The following is a 17321-nucleotide window of genomic DNA, read 5'->3' as shown; positions in this document are numbered from 1 at the left end:
TGACGTCCCCTTTTTCCCCATTTTTTCTACCCCCTTTTCTTCATCTTACCATGAAAAAAAGTAGACACCCACACTTTTGTGAGTGTCTACTTTCATTTTACAAGTGCAGTGCTGACCATGGAAAAGGAGCTGTTTGTGAGGGCGGAGGAGGTTGCCAGGGAGCTGGGCGTTTCCAAGCCCTACGCCTACAAGCTGGTGCGGGAAATGAACGAGGAACTGAAGAAAAAAGGCTTTCTCACCATTCCCGGACGGGTGAGCAGGCGCTACTTCGAGGAAAAATTCTATGGGCTGCGGGACAGTCAGTAAGGAGGGAACCACAATGCCGGCATACAAAGACAAGGCAAAGGGCACATGGTATGCGTCCTTCTACTACGAGGACTGGACAGGTAAGAAAGTAAAGAAGATGAAACGGGGCTTCCCCACCAAGTGGGAGGCTCTGGAGTGGGAGCGGACATTCCTGCAACAGCAGACCGCCGACCTGGAAATGACCTTTGAAAACTTCGTAGACAGCCCGTTTTCAAGGCACAGTCTGTCGGAGAGCCGACGGAGGGCGAAGCTGGAGCCCCAGAAGTTTCGGAATTTCCGAGTACAGTCAAGGGTGGTGGAGTTGTAATATATATGACAATGGATGTGCTGCTTGTCGGTACCATCCGGCGGTTCGTACTCTGGAGCCGGTGGAGCCGGAGTGGTTTATGGGATATGTGCGACCCGATGGCCGGGCTGCCACCCGAAACGAGATCTGGGTGCTGCCCACTGTGGGCTGCGTCAACGAGATTGCCTGCCAACTGGCGGCGGCCAATCAGGACTTGGTAAAAGGAAGTGTGGAGGGGCTCCACGCATTTCCACACCCGTACGGCTGCAGCCAGACAGGGACAGATCATGACAATACCCGGGCGATCCTGGTGGGGCTGGCCCGCCATCCCAATGCGGCGGCGGTGCTGGTGGTGGGACTGGGGTGCGAAAATCTGCAATGTGAGCAGCTGAAAAAGGAATTGGGGCCAGAGACGGTGGATCGGGTGAAATTCCTGGTGTGCCAGGAGGCGGACGACGAGCTGGCGGAGGGCCGGGCTTTGCTCAAGGCGTGCGCCAACTATGCGGCTCAGTTCCGGCGGCAGCCAGTACCAGTAAGCAAACTGGTGGTGGGACTCAAGTGCGGCGGTTCAGATGGTCTGTCGGGAATCACCGCCAACCCGGTGGTTGGCCGGTTCAGCGACCTGCTGGTGGCCCAGGGGGGCAGCACCATCCTCACCGAGGTGCCCGAGATGTTTGGCGCTGAGGAGCTGCTGCTGGGCCGCTGCGCCGACGAAGGGGTATTTCACCAGGCGGTAGCGATGCTCCAGGGATTCCGAGACTACTTTGTTTCTCACGGGGAGAACGTCTATGAAAATCCCTCCCCCGGCAACAAGGCGGGCGGAATCACCACCCTGGAGGACAAGTCCTGTGGCTGTGTCCAGAAGGGAGGGATGGCGCCCATTGTAGGGGTGGTACCTTATGGAGGCCAGGTGGAGCGGTCCGGCCTGAACCTGCTCTGGGGGCCGGGCAACGATCTGGTATCCACCACTGCACTCAGCGCTGCGGGAGCCCACCTGATCCTCTTTACCACCGGTCGGGGAACGCCTTTTGGCGCGCCGGTTCCCACTCTGAAGATTGCCAGCAACCGAGCCCTGGCCGAAAAGAAACCGCGGTGGATTGATTTCGATGCCGGGATTGTAGCAGAAGGCCAGTCCATCGACCAAACGGCCCGGCAGCTGTTCCGTCTGGTGCTCCGCAGCGCAGAGGGCGCACGCACCAAGAGCGAAATAGCAGACCGCCGTGGAATCGCTATCTTCAAAGATGGTGTGACGCTATAGAGGCTGCCTGGAAATCAAGCACCTGGATATGAGCGGTTTGAATATCTGTATAGAGAGCTAACTGATTTTGGTTTGTCAGTTAGCTCTTTTTTTATGATATAGGGCCTGTTGGAACAGCGATAAGGTTCAAGAGAACAGTCCGGCAGAGTGCCCCCGTTTCCCTATGGAAAATCAGAGAATATTATGTTGTAGAAACTGGGCATGGATGGTAAAATGTAGATAATCATTATGCGGCATTCCATCCCACCAGAAACGAGGAGCTGTGAGTAAATAATCTGTTTACCCAACAGATGTGGATCTTTATCAAGACAAGAAAAAGAGTCGATGATACTTAGATACACCATGGCTATATAGCTGTTAAAGAGAGGATTTGTGTTACAGTGAAACGAGCTAGATGGTTGGCATGGCTGATATTAGTTGTGTGTCTGATGGCAGCCATGATTCCAGCGGCACAGGCTGCTTCCGGCAGAGATCGAGTTGTTCGTGTGGGATTTCCGATCCAGCAAGGCATCTCTTATCTGGATGAAAATGGGGACTATGCCGGGTATATGGTAGACTATTTGGAATACCTTAGTCTATATACGGGCTGGGACTATGAGTTTGTGACCGCTGAGGGGGATACCAACACCCAAATCATCACCCTGTTGCAGATGCTGATCAATGGTGAGATCGACATGATGGGGACCATGAACTATATTCCGGCCCTTGAGGAATATCTTCTCTATCCCAGCTACAGCTATGGAACCACATATACATCTCTGACCGTTCTGGAAGACTCCACCCAGTGGGCGGAGGAGGATTTTTCTTCCTGGAGCGGGATAAAAGTCGCATCCGCCCCGTCGCTATCCAAACGCATGGAAGATCTGGCGCAGTATGCGGAACTTAACCATTTTACTTACGAGGTGGTGGAATTTCCAACCATCACAGAGGCGCTCCAGGGCGTGCGGGAAGGTCAGGCTGACGCCATTTTGCAGGTGGATATGGCAACGCTGGACGGCTTCCGTGCCATAACGCGTTTTGCCCCTACGCCCTATTACTTTGCTCTGTACAAAGGCGACCAGGCCCTGCTCCAGCCCCTCAATAACGCAATGTACCAAATGAGCCGGGCATATCCTTATTTACAAACGGAACTTTACGATGAGTATTTTTATTCCAGCGGTCCGTTCGTCATGCTGGAGCAGGACAGAAAATACATCCAGGAGCTGGGAACGTTGAAGGTCGCGTTCTGCGCAGGGAATGCGCCGCTGCAGGATGTCCGGGATGGACAGGTGCAGGGAATGGCCGCCAGCTATTTCGCCGCCCTGGCAGAAGCAACAGGGTTGAAGTATGAGCCTGTCATTGTGCAGTCCTGTGAGGAGGGCATTGCGTATATCCAGCAGGGCAAGGTGGATCTGATCGCCTGTGCCGCCAGCACCTCAAGCTATATTACAGTGGACGGGATCCAATTCTCCTTACCTTATTTCAGCGGAAACAGTCTGCTTGTATCGGGACCATCAGCTGAGATTCCCGCGGACTATGAGAATGCCCAGCTGTTTTATACAAACACCCAGTCTGTATTCAACAAGCTGAGGTCCGGCGAGATGTGCTGCGGCCGTCTGGACGCCTATTCCATAAACTATTACCTCCAAAAGCAGGGACTTTACGATGACCTTTCCGTTGACTGGTCCAGCGATAAAAACGTGTCCTATTGCATAGGCGTAACCAGTCATGTTTCGGGCAACCTGTTATCCATTTTAAACCGATACATCCGCTCTGTCTCCGATGTGGAGAGCCAGCACATGTTTTATGAGGCCATGTCCCAGGAAGCTACCTACACACCTGTCGAATGGCTGTATGTGTATCGTTTTCGCTTGCTGGCTGCGTTTATGCTGGTGGTATTGAGCCTCTGTCTGTATTTTTTCTATCACAACAGCAGAAAGGCCCACCAGGAGATGACCCGTACCCGGCAGAAGTTGGAGCAGCTGTCCCGCTATGACAATCTGACGGGTGCATACAACGACGGTGAATTCCGTTCGCTGCTTACCCAGGCCTGCAGCCAAAAAATCCCCCTGATGCTGGTGGCGCTGAACCTGAGGAACTTCAAGTATATCAACGAGACCTACGGACTTTCCACTGCCGATCAGTTTTTGTGCCGGATCAAGTGTTGCCTGGATACGATTTGCCGCCCGGAAGAGTTTTTTTGCCGGCAGTCAGCCGATGTGTTCTATCTGGCCCTGCGGGAAACCCAGGCAGAGCCGGCCGTGGAGCGCATTCAGACCCTCCTGAAGCTGATCCAGAAGGAGGCATCCCAACTGCTGGAGGAGTATTCTGTCTCCGTATATTGCGGCTGCGTACTGACTGCGGCGGCTCCCGAGCCATTCTCTGCCGATGCCAAGCATAACTACATGATGGCCGCTCTGGCTCAGGGGAAAAAGGATAAAAAACAGTCTATCTGCATCTACGACGAAGCCCTCCACGAAGCGGAACAAATGCGGCTCTACGTGGAAAGCCATATGCAGCACGCCCTGGAGCAGGGCGAGTTCCGCATGTATTTGCAGCCCAAAATGGATTTGCATACAGGCCTGCTCACAGGGGCCGAGGCCTTGGTGCGCTGGCAGACCAAGGATAGAGGCCTGCTCTTTCCCGATCAGTTTATCCCTTTGTTTGAGGAAAACGGCTTCTGTGTGCAGCTGGACCTCTATATGGTGGAGCAGGTCTGCAGGCAGCTGCGGCAATGGATCAATCGAGGACTGATGCCCACCAACATCTCCGTCAACCAGACCAGGCTGCTGTTTGCCAGTGAGGGTTATGTGGAAAAGCTGTTGGATATTACGGGAAAATACCATATATCCTCCCAGTATATTACCCTGGAGATTTTGGAAAGCCTGGTTTTGGAACATATGGATCAGGTCAACGCCTGCATCGCTCGGCTGCGGGACGCTGGGTTCCGCATTTCTATGGATGACTTCGGAAGCGGGTACTCCTCGCTCAACACCTTGGGGCGGTTAAAAATTGATGAGCTAAAGCTGGACCGGCTGTTTTTGATGGGGGCTGCCAAGGATACAGATGGAACCCAACGCAAAATCATGGCCTGTATCCTGGATCTGGCCAGACAGCTGAATATCAGCACGGTGGCTGAAGGAGTGGAAACACAGGAGAATGAGCAGATGTTGGCTCAGCTTTCCTGCAACTACGGTCAAGGGTACTACTATAGCCAGCCTTTGACCGCGGCTGACTTTGAGCGGGATTTTCTGGTGCCTTACTCCAAGCATCTGGCATGCGCACACGCTCCGTGACTTCGATATGCGGCAATATATTTTTATGATAGACAAGAAAAGGCCAACTGCTCTCGCTTGAGCAGTTGGCCTTTTCTTTTTGCCGGCTTCTCTGTTTCAAAAAGCGGCTGGTGGTGGAAGGAATTTTTATTTTTATATAGATTTCCTCTTGCTTTTTTAAAAAGAAAATGGTAGCTTAAACATAATAAAAATACTTTTATAAAAGTTGGTAGTATATGCAGAAAGCATTGACATCGGCTGCCCTCAGGCAGAGCAACCGGCGGAGGATCTATCAATACGTGTATCAGAGTGCCACGCCTGTCACTAAGCAGGAGATCGCCGGAGCGCTGGAGCTGAGCCTGCCAACTGTGTCCAACAATCTGAACGATTTTCTGGAGGAGGGGCTGCTGGCCTACTGCGGGACCCAGGCTTCAACCGGCGGACGCAAACCCCGCACCATCTCTTTGGTGGACGATGCCCGCTTTTCCGTAGGGATCTCCATAATGGATGATATGGTACGGCTGGTTGCCATCAACATCCGGGCCCACGAGCTGGGTTATCAGAAGATACGCAAGAAGTTCAGCCATGCCCCGGACTACTACCAGGAGGTGGCCCGCCAGATGGAGTGCTTTCTGGACCGGCTGTCGCTGAACCGGCAGCGGCTGCTGGGTGTGGGAATCTCCGTACCCGGCATTGTGGATGCTCAGCGGCAGCGGCTGGTATTTGCGCCTACGCTGGATCTGCGGGATGTACCGCTGTCTGACCTGACAGAGGCCTTCTCAGCCTATCCGGTCCGGGTGGAAAATGACGCCACCGCCAGCGGCTATGCGGAGAGCTGGGTACACAGCGAAAAACGTAATCTGGTCTACCTCTCGCTGGAGCGGGGGGTGGGCGGCGCGATTTTGCTGGGGGGCAAGCCGTATACCGGCGACAATGGCCGCAGCGGCGAGTTTGGTCACATCTGTATTGTACCTGATGGGCGGCCCTGCCGCTGCGGCAAGCGGGGGTGCCTGGAGGCCTATTGCTCCACCTCCCGACTCAGTGATGATCTGGGGCTCCGGCTGGAGGAGTTCTTCCACATGCTCAGGTGCGGAAATCAGCAGATTGCGTTGACCTGGGAACGGTATCGCAATTCTCTCACCGATGGCCTGGCCATGATCCGCATGGGTATGGACTGTGATATTGTGCTGGGCGGCATGCTGGCAGCTTATCTGGAGGATCAGCTGGAGCAGCTTCGGCGGGAGGTCTGCCAAAAAACTCTGTTTGATACGGACGGAAGTTTCCTGAAGCTGGACTGCTTTCAATCCCACAGCGCCTGCGTGGGTACCGCGCTGTTCTATGTGGAGCATTTCCTTGCGGAATTTTAACCGAAACAAGAACCGGACAAATAACAAATCATAAAAAGGGAGGGTATTTCCATGAAAAGCTATGAGGAAATCGCCAAAATCACCTATGCGGGGCCGGACAGTGACGAGCCCTTTGCCTTCAAATACTACAACCCCGATGAGGTGCTGGCCGGGAAGCCCATGCGGGAACACCTGAAGTTCGCCATGAGCTACTGGCACACCATCTGCGCCGAGGGTGTGGATATGTTTGGCAGCGGCACCATGGACAAGAGCTTTGGCCAGCGGGACCCCATGGCCAAATTCCGGGCCAAGGCCGACTTCGCCTTCGGGCTGATGGATAAGCTGGATCTGGACTACTACTGCTTCCACGACGTGGATGTGACGCCCGAGGGGGCCACCGTGCGGGAGAGCCTGGAAAACTTCCGCCTCATGGTGGCCTACCTGAAGCAGCTCCAGGAGAAACACCAAAAGAAATGTCTGTGGGTGACCGCCAACAATTTCGGCGACAAGAAGTTCATGGCGGGAGCCGCCACCTCCTGCTGCGCCGACGTGTTTGCCGTGGCCGCCGCCAAGGTAAAGGCCTGCATCGACGCCGCCATTGAGCTGGGCGCCACCGGTTATGTGTTCTGGGGCGGCCGTGAGGGCTATGAGACCCTGCTCAACACCGACATGGGGCTGGAGCTGGACAATCTGGCCCGCTTCCTCACCATGGCCCGGGACTATGGCCGGGCCCACGGCTTCAAGGGTGACTTCTATATCGAGCCCAAGCCCAAGGAGCCCACCAAACACCAGTATGACTTTGATGCGGCCACCTGCATGAATTTCCTGCGCAAGTACGGCCTTACCGGCGACTTCAAAATGAACATCGAGGCAAACCACGCCACCCTGGCGGGCCACACCTTCCAGCATGAGCTGCGCACCGCCATTGTCAACGATGCCTTCGGCTCCATCGACGCCAATCAGGGCGACCTGTTCCTGGGCTGGGATACCGACCAGTTCCCCACCAATGTGTACGACACCACCTATTGTATGCTGGAAGTGCTGAAGGCCGGGGGTTTCACCAACGGCGGACTGAACTTTGACGCCAAAACCCGCCGCCCCTCCAACACGCTGGAGGATATCCTGCTGGCCTACATCGCCGGCATGGACGCCTTTGCCCTGGGCCTGCGGAAGGCCCTGGCTCTCCAGGCCGACGGCCGCCTGGACCGGTTTGTGGAGGACCGGTATGCCAGCTACCGCAGCGGCGTAGGCAAGACCATTGTGGACGGCACCGCCACCCTGGAGTCTCTGTCCGACTACGCCATGGGGCTGGACAAGGTCGACGTGCCCAGCGGCCGGCAGGAGTACCTGGAGACCATCATCAACAACGTACTGTTCCGCTGAGCGCTTGTGCGCGGAGGGGCGCGCCGGATCTGGCGCGCCCCTTTATGTTGGAAAGGAGAGAGACTATGGCATACTTGATTGGCGTGGACCTGGGTACCTCCGGCACCAAGACCGCCCTGTTTGACCAGGAGGGGCGTACCATTGCCTCCTGCACCAGAACCTACCCTCTGAGCCAGCCCCAGAACGGCTGGGCGGAGCAGGAGCCGGAGGAGTGGTGGCAGGCGGCCAGGGAGACCATTCGGGGCGTGTTGGAGCAGAGCGGTATCTCCCCTGAGGAGGTCAAGGGGGTGGGCCTGTCCGGCCAGATGCACGGCCTGGTGATGCTGGACGGTGAAGGGAGGGTGCTGCGGCCCTCCATTTTGTGGTGTGACGGCCGTACCGGCCGGGAGTGTGGGGAGATCACGGAGCGGGTAGGGAAGCAGCAGCTCATCCAGCTCACCGCAAACCCGGCCCTCACCGGCTTCACCGCCGGCAAGATCCTGTGGGTGCGCCGCCATGAGCCGGAGTTATATGCCAAATGCCGCCATATTCTGCTGCCCAAGGATTACCTGCGCTATAAGCTGACCGGGGAGTTCGCCACGGAGGTGTCCGACGCCTCCGGTATGAACCTGCTGGACGTGGCCAACCGCTGCTGGAGTGGGGAGGTGCTGGAGAAGCTGGACATTGACCCCGCCCTGCTGGGCAAGCTGTATGAATCCACCGACCTCACCGGTACGGTGACAGCTGCCGCAGCCGCCGAAACCGGGCTGGCTCCCGGCACGCCGGTGGCGGGAGGGGCCGGGGACAACGCCGCTGCCGCGGTGGGCACCGGCGTGGTGCGGGCAGGGCGCGCCTTTGTCACCCTGGGTACCTCCGGGGTGGTGTTTGCCCACGCCGGCCAGGTGAGCATCGACCCCGGTGGACGGGTACATACCTTTTGCGCCGCTGTGCCGGGGGCGTGGACGGTGATGAGCTGCACCCTGGCCGCCGGGCTGTCCCTCCAGTGGTTCCGCAACCAGTTCTGCGCCGAGGAGCGGCGGCAGGCGGAAGCGGAGGGGGTGGACCCATACGACATTATGACCCGGGAGGCGGAGCGGTCCCCCGTTGGCGCGAACCGGCTGCTCTACTTGCCCTATCTGATGGGAGAGCGCTCCCCGCTGCTGGATGAGAAGGCCAGAGGAGCCTTTATCGGCCTGTCCGCCATGCACCAGCGGGGGGACCTGATCCGGGCGGTGATGGAGGGGGTATCCTACTCCCAGCGCCAGTGTTTGGATATTTTGCGGGAGATGGGGGTGGCCCCCGACCATATTATGGCCTGCGGCGGCGGGGGGCGCAGCCCCTTTTGGCGTCAAATGCTGGCCGACGTGCTGGGCTGTACCGTTCAGACCGCTCGGGCGGCTCAGGAGGGACCTGCCCTGGGTGCCGCCATTCTGGCCGGCGTATGCGCCGGGGTGTATCCCGACGTTCCCACAGCCTGCGACGCCATCGTCCACTCCAACCAATCCTGCAGCCCGCAGCCGGAGGCCGGCGGGCGCTATGAGCCCTTCTACCGGCTGTACACCTCCTTGTACCCCGTGCTGCGGGGCAGCTTTGAGACGCTTTATCAGCTCTGAAGCCAGCGGCTTTTGGAGGGTGTCGCTGAGGAAGAAGTGCCGGGTTCGGAATACGCCAGATATACATGGGGTTCCGGGCTCCCGTCCAGGTCCTGGCCCGGCCCCGGGGGAAGCTGTATTGTTCCGTCGGGGCCGGGACCCTGGTAGGTGACATCGCTGGGCTCGCGGATCACCAGGTTCGTCAGTTCTGTAAACTGGGCGTGGGACAAAGCGCCATGCTCCGGCCCGAATGGTTGGTCCATAGGCGCGCCGTCCCTGGTGCAACGGCTGATCAGCGCTCCGTCCTCCCCCTCCCAGAGCGTATAGGAGAGCGTATAGGTGCTTCCGTCCGCCCCCACAAAGGAGAACTCCGTTTCGCTCCCGGTCAGGCCCTCCCAGTTCAGTGCCTGCAAAATTTGGTAGGCCTGGGCAAAGGAGAGTGCCTGGGTGTGGGGCGTGAGGAACGGGTATTGCAGGCACACGTTTCCCGTCTGGAGATCGATGATGGACCAGATCCCTGTGGAGATGGACTGGCCATGGTAGGCCTCGGTCTGGCTATAGGCTAGGGCCGCGTCCAGCTCTTCCGGGGAGAACCATTCCGTGTGCAGGTCGTAGAAGGAACACCAGACAGCCAGCTCACACAGCAGCTCCTTCTGCTTGGCACGCAGGGCGGTCTCCGGGTCCAGTCCTTTTTCCAGGGTCAGACTGCCGGAGCCCAGGGAATTGGGATCCTCCGCCGGATCGCAGAGAGGGGAACGGAAGAGAATGGAGATCTTCGTCTGCACGGGATGCTCTTGCCGCTCCAGATAGGAGCCGATCTCCAGTAGCTCCTCCACCGCCTGGTCCAGTTCCTCCGGCGTCTCATAGGCTGCCTGCAGCTCCAGACAGTACGTGGTTTCTTCATCTACCTGCACATAATGGGTGGGATGGCTACTCTGGTATTGAGCCATATAAAAGGCCCCATAGACCGTTTGAAAATTCGTCTCCATGGTATAAGACCCGCGCATGCCGCTCTGGATGTGGGCGGACTGGAGGAGAAACACCAACTCCGGCTGCTGTTCCAGGTAGGCGGGATAGGAAATGCACTCAGCCTCGGTGACCGGCTCCTCCGCCACCACGATGGGAGCGTCTGTATAGCTCTCCTGAAACCAGCGGATCAACTCCTCCCGGCTGCTGTGCCCGGACGGAATGGGGCCTGCCAGCTCCTCCCGCAGCAGATAGATGGGGACCGCAGGGCGGCCCAGTTCTATGAAATTGAGGGCTCTGGGCAGTTTGTTCCGGGCAGTCCCGATGATGTCGTCTTCCTCCACCGGTTCATAGAGATTGCCGTAATAGCGCAGCTGCACCTGGCAGGAATCGCCCTGATAGAGGAATTGGATGAGCGGATTGATGAGAGCCTGTTCCATGGCGGACGCGGTGGAAAATGGGGGCTGCTCCCGGAGCGTTTGGACAAACGGAATGACCTTACGAAGGATCTCCTCCCAGTTTTCCTCATTCACAGGGATGGACAGGAGCACTGGGGATGCCGTTTCCTCTGTCTCATAAAGGATCTGCTCCTCCGTCAAAAAGTCGGTCAGGGCCGCGGTGAACCGGAGCTGCCAGTAGGACTCGCGCAGGGTGCGGCCGGCATGGGGGAGAGGAGGAATCCCCCGAAAGCCCCCGTGCCAGGATACCTCTACCTGGAAGGACGTTTCAGGCTCCCCGGTGGGGCAGACCTGATACCGCCGCCCTCCCAGAAATCCGCTGAGCCCGGCCTGCCTGGCCTCACTCCAGGTGAGCCTGGCGGAGTCCTGTACGGTAAACGCCATCCCGTATCGCTTTTCCAGCTCCGCTGCGATCTCCGTATCCTGTGGGCAAAAGACGGTGGAAAGCAGGACGAGGGTGATGTACACAAAGAGTACCACAAGGACAAGGATGCATCCGCCTGCGAGCAGGCGCTTTTTCCGGACCATATGGACCACGCTCCTGACAGACCTCACAATTTGCTCCGCGATACTCCATGCCTTTATTCCCGGTTGGCATGGATTTCTTACATCCCATTATAATGGTTCTTGGGAGTTCCTTCAATCCTGTTCGCTTACTGCTCAGAGCAAGCTTCGTTACAAGCGGCCGGGTGTAAAAACAGGATTGAAGAAACGCCCAAAATCAATATAATTAAGGTTAAGATGCGCATATGCGCCAGGGTATGGATGTATGACAGGGCGTTCAAAAAATCCAGCCAAGGGAGGAAGCACCATGAAAAAAACGGCTGCGGTCCTTGTGTCAGTCTTACTGTACATCGTTGTGTTTTTATTGCTGTTTCGTGTTTCCATGGGGGATCGGATACGATGGTTTCTGTTTGGGTTCCCTGTGATAACAGCGGGCTACTTTGTTATAGCGGGCAACCTTTTTGCCCGCCGCCTGCAGCTGAACCGCTGGTTTCTGTGGCTGAGCATGAACTTTATCGGCGGCCCGTGCAGCCTGGTCCTTCTTCTGGCCTGGTTCCCCACGCTCTTGGGCAATGGAATTATTTTGTTTCTGATTGGACCTCAGATCGCTGTGTTTGCCGTGGTATGGGCAGTCGTGGGGCTTGGCTTTCTCTGCGCGATGGGCCTGAAGGGCCGGGCTGATCCCACTGACAGAGTGGAAAGCCCCAATCCTTCCCGCCCCGGCCGGCAAATGTGAGGGGCGGAGCAGGTGTATGACCGCGGCCCTGTGGAGCGTCGGGTATTGTCCATTCCGGCGGCTATGTGCTGGTCTATGCGGCGGCGTGGGTGGTTATCCTGAGCCAAAGCCGGAAAAGCCAGTCCTTTCAGCACAAAGGCGACTTGTGATTTGCACATAGTGCTTGTAGAGCAAGCCGAAGCGATAGACATAGCCCTTTTTCCAGGGCTTGGACTTTCCGCAAAAGTGAAGGATTGCCGTGTGGGAGAGCACCCAGTTCAGAGTATACGTCCCGCCGCTGCTCAGCTGATAAGTGTGGAAATCCCGGGCGTCGTAGTTCCATAATACGTCGTTCAGGGGAAGGGTGCGCGCCCCAAAGAGCACATTGAGCATATCCTGGTCCGGGAGCAGCAGCTCCCGGGGATGCTCCGCGGCGTAGGCGAACAGCTCTTCCGGAACAATCTCACGCCGCCCAGCCTCCAGATCCATCAGCAGGACGCCGGAATTATAGTAGTCGTGGTCAGTGCCCAGCCGTACCCGGTTGACGCTGTTGACCAGCTCTGTCTTACCTGAGTGGGCGGCAGCTCCAAAGAGACAGCCCTGGAGGTCAAGCTCCCAAAGCGGACGCAGGGGGTTGATGACCAGGATATCCGGATCCAGGTAGAGAATTTTTTCTAGCTCCCGCGGCAGCAGATGGGGAGCCAGCAGCCGATAGTACATCTCCTGAGGATACTGCTTGGTTACCGGGGCATGTTGAAACAAGCTCCCGTCTACAAGCACGGGAGAAAATCCATAGGTGAACTTCCGGCAAAGCGCTGCAACACGTTCCAGATCTTCAGAAGGAATTCCGCTGTGTATCAGATAGACAGCAAAGGATTCGCCGGGGTTGTTCAAATGGATGGAAGTGAGCAGAACCATCAGCTGCGGCAGATAATTTCGATCGAGCGTCATCAAAAGGTTCATTGTATCCATGTATACCGTCCTTGTGGCAGATGGCACATCCCATCTGCCGTATTTATTTTTTGAATATGGTGCAGAACAGGCTGCTTGGCGCCCATAAGTTCCAAACGGAGCTTTGCCTGCCCCTTCGCCGCCATGGTTAGGATGTCCGAAAGGCGGGCGGGAATATCCAGACTTTTTCGGCGCGCATATGGATCATCTGAATGTTGTACTTTGCCTGAATCAGCTATTCACCTCACCTATAGCGGCCGCTGATGGTAGTGGCCTTTGGATTACCACAGATGTCCGTAAAAAAATTCTTGCAATTCTTTTTCCATGCCCCGACATTTCGCGCGTCATGATCGTATTCTGAATGAAGGGGGAAGGAGGTGGCGTCCCCGATGGAGCGTTCTTTGTTGCGTACGGACAAAGAAATCACCCAACTTTATGAAACCTATGTGGATATGGTGTACCGGCTGTGTTTTACGATGCTGAAAAACCGATTTGACACAGAGGATGCGGTGCAGAACACCTTTATGAAGCTGATGCATCACACAAAGCCCTTTGACAGCACGGAGCACGAAAAAGCCTGGCTTATCGTCACAGCCTCCAATACCTGTAAAGATACGCTGCGGCGCGCCAGCCGCCGGGAGGAGCCGCTGGAGCTGCAGGGGGAGCTTCCGGCCCCGGCCGATGCGGATCCAGACTCCGGAGTGGTTCTGGAGGCGGTGCTTGCCCTCCCGATGAAATACAGAGTGCCAGTTTATCTCTACTATTATGAGGGATATTCCGGGGCGGAAATCGCGGCCATGCTGCATAAGCCGGCCTCTACCATCCGCAATTATCTTCGTGAAGCGCGTCAAAACCTGAAAAAACAGTTAGGTGGTGATTTTGATGCGGGATGACCGTTTTATCCGGGCCTACCAGCGGGTAAGCCCCAGTCCGGAAGCCAGAAAGGCTATGCTTGCCCATGTCCTGGCGTCCAGGGAAGCGCCAGTCCAAACCGGCGGCAAGAGGCGTGCCGTTTCTTTTGGGAGGCTTCTGCCCGCCGCCTGCGCCGCGGCGGTATTGCTGTGCATGTTCACCATTCCACAGCTGTTTACCGTGGAGGAGGCGCCTGTTGTCATACAGCAGGTGGCTCCGGGGGCAGACAGCCCAAACGGCATGCGGAAGACGATGAACTATAATGGATTGCGCTATGTGTTTTTGGAAAACGGAGCTGCTTATGACCTGGATCCCTCCGTTCTGTCCCAGCCTCTCGGGACATTGAACTATGATATTCAGCAGGCTCCGGAGACCTATGGCTTTGCGGATTGTGCCGCCAGCTTTGCTGTGGGCGGAACGGTCTATCAGATTGACGGCTACGACCCCGCATTCCGTCTGGCGGTGGAGTGGGAGGGACAATACTATATTGCGCAATGCGTGGACACTCTGGACGGCAGTCCCCTGGAGCTTAGCCGTTACTTTGATGCGGCAAACCTGCGGAACAGAACGAAGGAAATTCAAATCTGTGATCACGCCGGACAGAACGTCCTTTGCACCTTTACCGCAGATGATGCAGCGGAGCTGCTCTCCCTTTTGCCCCGGGCTGTCCCGGCGGAGCTCACCAATGAGGAATACCAGGAAATTGCCCGCGCCCAACGGAGCGGAGGGTCCTATCAGCTGGTTTTCCGCCTGGAGGACAGCACGAGCTATACCATGTATGTGATCCCATCCCTGTCAGTTGTGTCAGCGGGAGATAACTACTATCACATGCCGGATGAGTATGCGCAGCAACTGCAAGATATGTTTTCCGACATTCCGCAGGCACTGCTGCCCATGGGATAACAGATGCAAGGCTGGGAACGTTTGGATTGGTTCCGCGTCTAAATAGATAAGCAATGCACACAAAACTCTCATCTGTGAAAAGGAGTGAATGGTATGAACAAGAAACTGACTGTATTGGTACTCACCGGGGCCATGGCCTGCGCAATGGCGCTGCCTGCCATGGCGGCCGGGAACACGGCAACTCCCACCTCCACGCCGGTTTCTGCAGAGATTTCTGTTTCTCTGCCGGACAGTGTGCTGTACTATGGTACGGTGCAGGAGATCGTGAAGGATGCTGAGGGAAACATCACCCAGCTTCGGATGAATTCCGAGCGCTACGGTGCGTATGTTATGAACCTCACCGATCAAACCGTCTGGATCGACAGCGGCCGCCGCACGGCTTCGGAGCCGGCTGCGCTCCGGGAAGGGGAGGGCCTCTATGTGTTCCACAGCGCTGTGGAGACCAGTTCTTTGCCGCCCCAGTCCGCCGCCTTTGCTGTGGTTCGGAACATCCCCATGGACGCAGGCTGCGCTCAGTACCACCAGGTGGAGGCGGTTTCTTTGGAGAATGGCCAGCTGAAGATTACCACCGATAACGGCGGGCTGTATCTCCTGGCCGATGAGGATACCACCCTGTCTGTTTACGGCTCCGATGAGGCCGCCGCTCTGGAGGATATTCAGGCCGGCAGTTATGTGATGGCTTGGTATGGTGCGGTTGCCGAGAGTTATCCCAGTCAGGCGCACGCTGTCCACCTGATGCTGCTGCCCGGTGAAGCTCAGGCTCAGGAGAGCACCCTGACCCGGGGGGAACTGGCTATGATGCTGTATGAACAGGCCGGCAAGCCCTCCGTGAATTTTGCCATGGACTATACCGATGTGGCCGATGACGCCGCGTATGCAGAGGCAGTCCGTTGGATCTCCAGCGAGGGCTATATGGGTGGGTATGGCAACGGCGCCTTCGGCCCGGAGGATACGGTGAGCCGAGAGCAGCTGGTGACGGTCCTGTGGCGTTATGCCGGCAGCCCCATGCTGATGGACTATCCCGGTCTGTCCCAGTTTAGCGATGTGGGTGAGATCTCCCGTTTTGCCCAGCCCGCTTTCGCCTGGGCCCACCAGAAGGGATATATCACTGCTGTGGAGGGCGATGTGCTCGCTCCCCAAAGTGCCGCTGGTCAGGAACTGGCCGAGACCATGTTGAAAGAACTTGCTGTTCAAAAGTAACGTTTGCCCACTGAAACAGCAAACCTGTTCTGCAAGGACGCCGACAGCACACAAGGTCGGCGTCCTTTTTTGTATGGCGCAGCGAGGGTAAATCACTTGTTTTTTTAGAGAAAAATGCCGATCTAATTATATGAACCGCACCAGTAAAACCGGACAATAGACAAAAGGCCCCCCAATGTAGGAAAATAAAGCTACATTAGGGGGGCTTACTATGTCCGGAAAAAAGGAATGAAAAAGTATCCGGTGGGGATACGGGAAGAAGCTGTATCACGAATCCAGGCAGGAGAACGCCAATGTGCGCTGAGTTGGGAGTATGGAATCAGCCGGTGGGCCATTCACTGCTGGCTAAAGGAGCCTGTCCTTCCAAAAACGCGTGGGTACAAACCTGCAAAAACACTGGCAGAGTACAAGTATGAGAACGAACGGCTAAAGATGGAAAACGAGCTGTTACGGGATTTTCTGCGCTCCACAGAAAGGAAGTGAGGCCAAGGGCAAAATATGCCGTGATCTACCAGCACAGAAATGAATATCCGGTATCCGTTATGTGTCGCTTCTTTCAGGTAGCCCGAAGCGGATACTATGATTTTGTTCATCGTATGGGCAGGCCGGAGAAAGATGCGGCCCTTGCAGGAATCATCGCGGAACAGCGAGAGCGCAGCCTTTGCACGTATGGCTACCGCAGAATGTGGCTGGTGCTGAAGAAGCAAGGAATCCACCGTAATCCCAAGACCATATATCAAATAATATCTGGTTCACAGCAACGCACCCAACAATTATCAGCTAAAAATGTTGATATTCATATAGGTGTGTCTCTGATTTTTCATTGCCTCCTTATTTTGCGGGAATGATATAACTAAGGCTAAGTCACTCTTAATCCGAACAGATTCTTCTTGCCATATTGGACTTTGCTTAACTAGAATTGCAAGTTTGTCCTCAGAAATATTCCCACTGGAGGAAAAAATCTCATCGTACGTATATTCAGATATGCCGCCAACAATCGTTTCTGCACAATCGATACAATCATATTTAACTCCTTTGAGCAACATTTTGGGATCGAAAAAGCAAACTGCCGAAGATAATGAATCAACATAAATTCTTGCTGGACTATCATCGATAGAAATGTCTTGATCATATAACTCATTTACTGCGGCTTTAATTTCTCGTATGTACCCCAAAAACAAGTCATATTGCGTGTTATAAATGTTAGCGTCAGGCGATAATCGCCATTCCGGGTCAGGCGAAAAACGCCAATTTTGGTCAACTGAAAACAGCCATTTACAATTTGAATAGTTCCTTTACACTGGAGGC

At 55.9% G+C, this 17321-nt stretch carries 13 protein-coding genes and 2 pseudogenes; 12 read left to right on the top strand and 3 right to left on the bottom strand.

Features of this window, described 5'->3' with window-relative positions; translation table 11 throughout:
• The first annotated feature begins 117 nt into the window (after positions 1–117).
• Together B5F88_RS15335 and B5F88_RS21825 are read left to right on the top strand one after the other, a co-directional pair.
• Positions 118–306, top strand: a complete 189-nt coding sequence (locus B5F88_RS15335) for a MarR family transcriptional regulator (protein ID WP_087347878.1) — start codon at positions 118–120, stop codon at positions 304–306.
• Positions 284–466, top strand: a pseudogene (locus B5F88_RS21825) (Arm DNA-binding domain-containing protein); the annotation flags it as partial. The gene B5F88_RS15335 and the pseudogene B5F88_RS21825, both read left to right, overlap by 23 nt.
• A 38-nt stretch (positions 467–504) precedes the next feature.
• On the opposite strand, the pseudogene B5F88_RS15325 reads toward B5F88_RS21825, so the two are convergent.
• Positions 505–642: pseudogene (locus B5F88_RS15325) on the bottom strand (relaxase/mobilization nuclease domain-containing protein); the annotation flags it as partial.
• A gap of 50 nt (positions 643–692) precedes the next feature.
• Between B5F88_RS15325 and B5F88_RS15320 the strand changes: the two are divergent.
• From B5F88_RS15320 to xylB, 5 genes are all read left to right on the top strand, one after another.
• Positions 693–1850: a UxaA family hydrolase gene (locus B5F88_RS15320; protein WP_087347876.1), complete on the top strand. Its 1158-nt coding sequence runs from the start codon at positions 693–695 to the stop codon at positions 1848–1850.
• Positions 1851–2335: 485 nt separating this feature from the next.
• Positions 2336–5125, top strand: coding sequence for an EAL domain-containing protein (locus B5F88_RS15315; protein ID WP_162612205.1), 2790 nt, complete (start codon positions 2336–2338; stop codon positions 5123–5125).
• 278 nt (positions 5126–5403) lie between these two features.
• Positions 5404–6471, top strand: coding sequence for an ROK family transcriptional regulator (locus B5F88_RS15310; protein ID WP_162612204.1), 1068 nt, complete (start codon positions 5404–5406; stop codon positions 6469–6471).
• Positions 6472–6522: 51 nt separating this feature from the next.
• Positions 6523–7833 (top strand): xylose isomerase, encoded by a 1311-nt coding sequence (gene xylA, locus B5F88_RS15305; RefSeq protein ID WP_087347870.1) that lies wholly within the window; start codon positions 6523–6525, stop codon positions 7831–7833.
• A gap of 65 nt (positions 7834–7898) precedes the next feature.
• The gene (xylB, locus tag B5F88_RS15300) at positions 7899–9425 is read left to right on the top strand and encodes a xylulokinase (RefSeq protein ID WP_087347868.1); all 1527 of its coding nucleotides are present in this window, start codon (positions 7899–7901) and stop codon (positions 9423–9425) included.
• Here xylB and B5F88_RS15295 read toward each other — a convergent pair.
• Positions 9416–11356 (bottom strand): hypothetical protein, encoded by a 1941-nt coding sequence (locus tag B5F88_RS15295; protein ID WP_087347866.1) that lies wholly within the window; start codon positions 11354–11356, stop codon positions 9416–9418. The genes xylB and B5F88_RS15295 overlap by 10 nt on opposite strands.
• A 283-nt stretch (positions 11357–11639) precedes the next feature.
• Between B5F88_RS15295 and B5F88_RS15290 the strand changes: the two genes are divergently transcribed.
• On the top strand, positions 11640–12068 hold the full coding sequence (locus tag B5F88_RS15290) for a hypothetical protein (RefSeq protein ID WP_087347864.1): 429 nt from the start codon (positions 11640–11642) through the stop codon (positions 12066–12068).
• A 93-nt stretch (positions 12069–12161) separates the two neighbouring features.
• Here the strand turns inward: B5F88_RS15290 and B5F88_RS15285 are convergent, their stop codons facing one another.
• Positions 12162–13019, bottom strand: a complete 858-nt coding sequence (locus tag B5F88_RS15285; RefSeq protein WP_087347862.1) for a glycosyltransferase family 8 protein — start codon at positions 13017–13019, stop codon at positions 12162–12164.
• Between the two features lie 368 nt (positions 13020–13387).
• On the opposite strand from B5F88_RS15285, the gene B5F88_RS15280 reads away from it, so the two are divergent.
• The 4 genes from B5F88_RS15280 to B5F88_RS20325 all read left to right on the top strand — a co-directional run bounded on the left by B5F88_RS15280 (position 13388) and on the right by B5F88_RS20325 (position 16861).
• Positions 13388–13891 carry an RNA polymerase sigma factor gene (locus B5F88_RS15280; RefSeq protein WP_087347860.1) on the top strand — a complete coding sequence of 168 codons (504 nt, stop codon included), beginning with the start codon at positions 13388–13390 and terminating at the stop codon, positions 13889–13891.
• Positions 13881–14813: a hypothetical protein gene (locus tag B5F88_RS15275; protein ID WP_087347858.1), complete on the top strand. Its 933-nt coding sequence runs from the start codon at positions 13881–13883 to the stop codon at positions 14811–14813. The genes B5F88_RS15280 and B5F88_RS15275 overlap by 11 nt, the downstream gene beginning before the upstream one ends.
• Positions 14814–14906: 93 nt before the next feature.
• Entirely contained in the window at positions 14907–16013 is a 1107-nt protein-coding gene (locus B5F88_RS15270; RefSeq protein WP_087347856.1) for an S-layer homology domain-containing protein, read from the top strand.
• 503 nt (positions 16014–16516) lie between these two features.
• Positions 16517–16861, top strand: coding sequence for an IS3 family transposase (locus B5F88_RS20325; RefSeq protein WP_140402142.1), 345 nt, complete (start codon positions 16517–16519; stop codon positions 16859–16861).
• The last annotated feature ends 460 nt before the right edge of the window (positions 16862–17321 follow it).

Source organism: Flavonifractor sp. An306 (assembly GCF_002159455.1).
GTDB lineage: Bacteria > Bacillota > Clostridia > Oscillospirales > Oscillospiraceae > Flavonifractor.
This window is presented reverse-complemented; position numbering and strand designations above follow the sequence as displayed.

Excerpts from the sequence above, each read along its gene's own strand:
- B5F88_RS15275 (WP_087347858.1), top strand. The coding sequence starts at position 13,881 with ATGCGGGATGACCGTTTTATCCGGGCCTACCAGCGGGTAAGCCCCAGT.
- B5F88_RS15270 (WP_087347856.1), top strand. The coding sequence starts at position 14,907 with ATGAACAAGAAACTGACTGTATTGGTACTCACCGGGGCCATGGCCTGC.
- B5F88_RS15295 (WP_087347866.1), bottom strand. The coding sequence starts at position 11,356 with ATGGTCCGGAAAAAGCGCCTGCTCGCAGGCGGATGCATCCTTGTCCTT.
- xylB (WP_087347868.1), top strand. The coding sequence starts at position 7,899 with ATGGCATACTTGATTGGCGTGGACCTGGGTACCTCCGGCACCAAGACC.
- xylA (WP_087347870.1), top strand. The coding sequence starts at position 6,523 with ATGAAAAGCTATGAGGAAATCGCCAAAATCACCTATGCGGGGCCGGAC.
- B5F88_RS15280 (WP_087347860.1), top strand. The coding sequence starts at position 13,388 with ATGGAGCGTTCTTTGTTGCGTACGGACAAAGAAATCACCCAACTTTAT.
- B5F88_RS15320 (WP_087347876.1), top strand. The coding sequence starts at position 693 with ATGGGATATGTGCGACCCGATGGCCGGGCTGCCACCCGAAACGAGATC.
- B5F88_RS15335 (WP_087347878.1), top strand. The coding sequence starts at position 118 with ATGGAAAAGGAGCTGTTTGTGAGGGCGGAGGAGGTTGCCAGGGAGCTG.
- B5F88_RS15290 (WP_087347864.1), top strand. The coding sequence starts at position 11,640 with ATGAAAAAAACGGCTGCGGTCCTTGTGTCAGTCTTACTGTACATCGTT.
- B5F88_RS15285 (WP_087347862.1), bottom strand. The coding sequence starts at position 13,019 with ATGGATACAATGAACCTTTTGATGACGCTCGATCGAAATTATCTGCCG.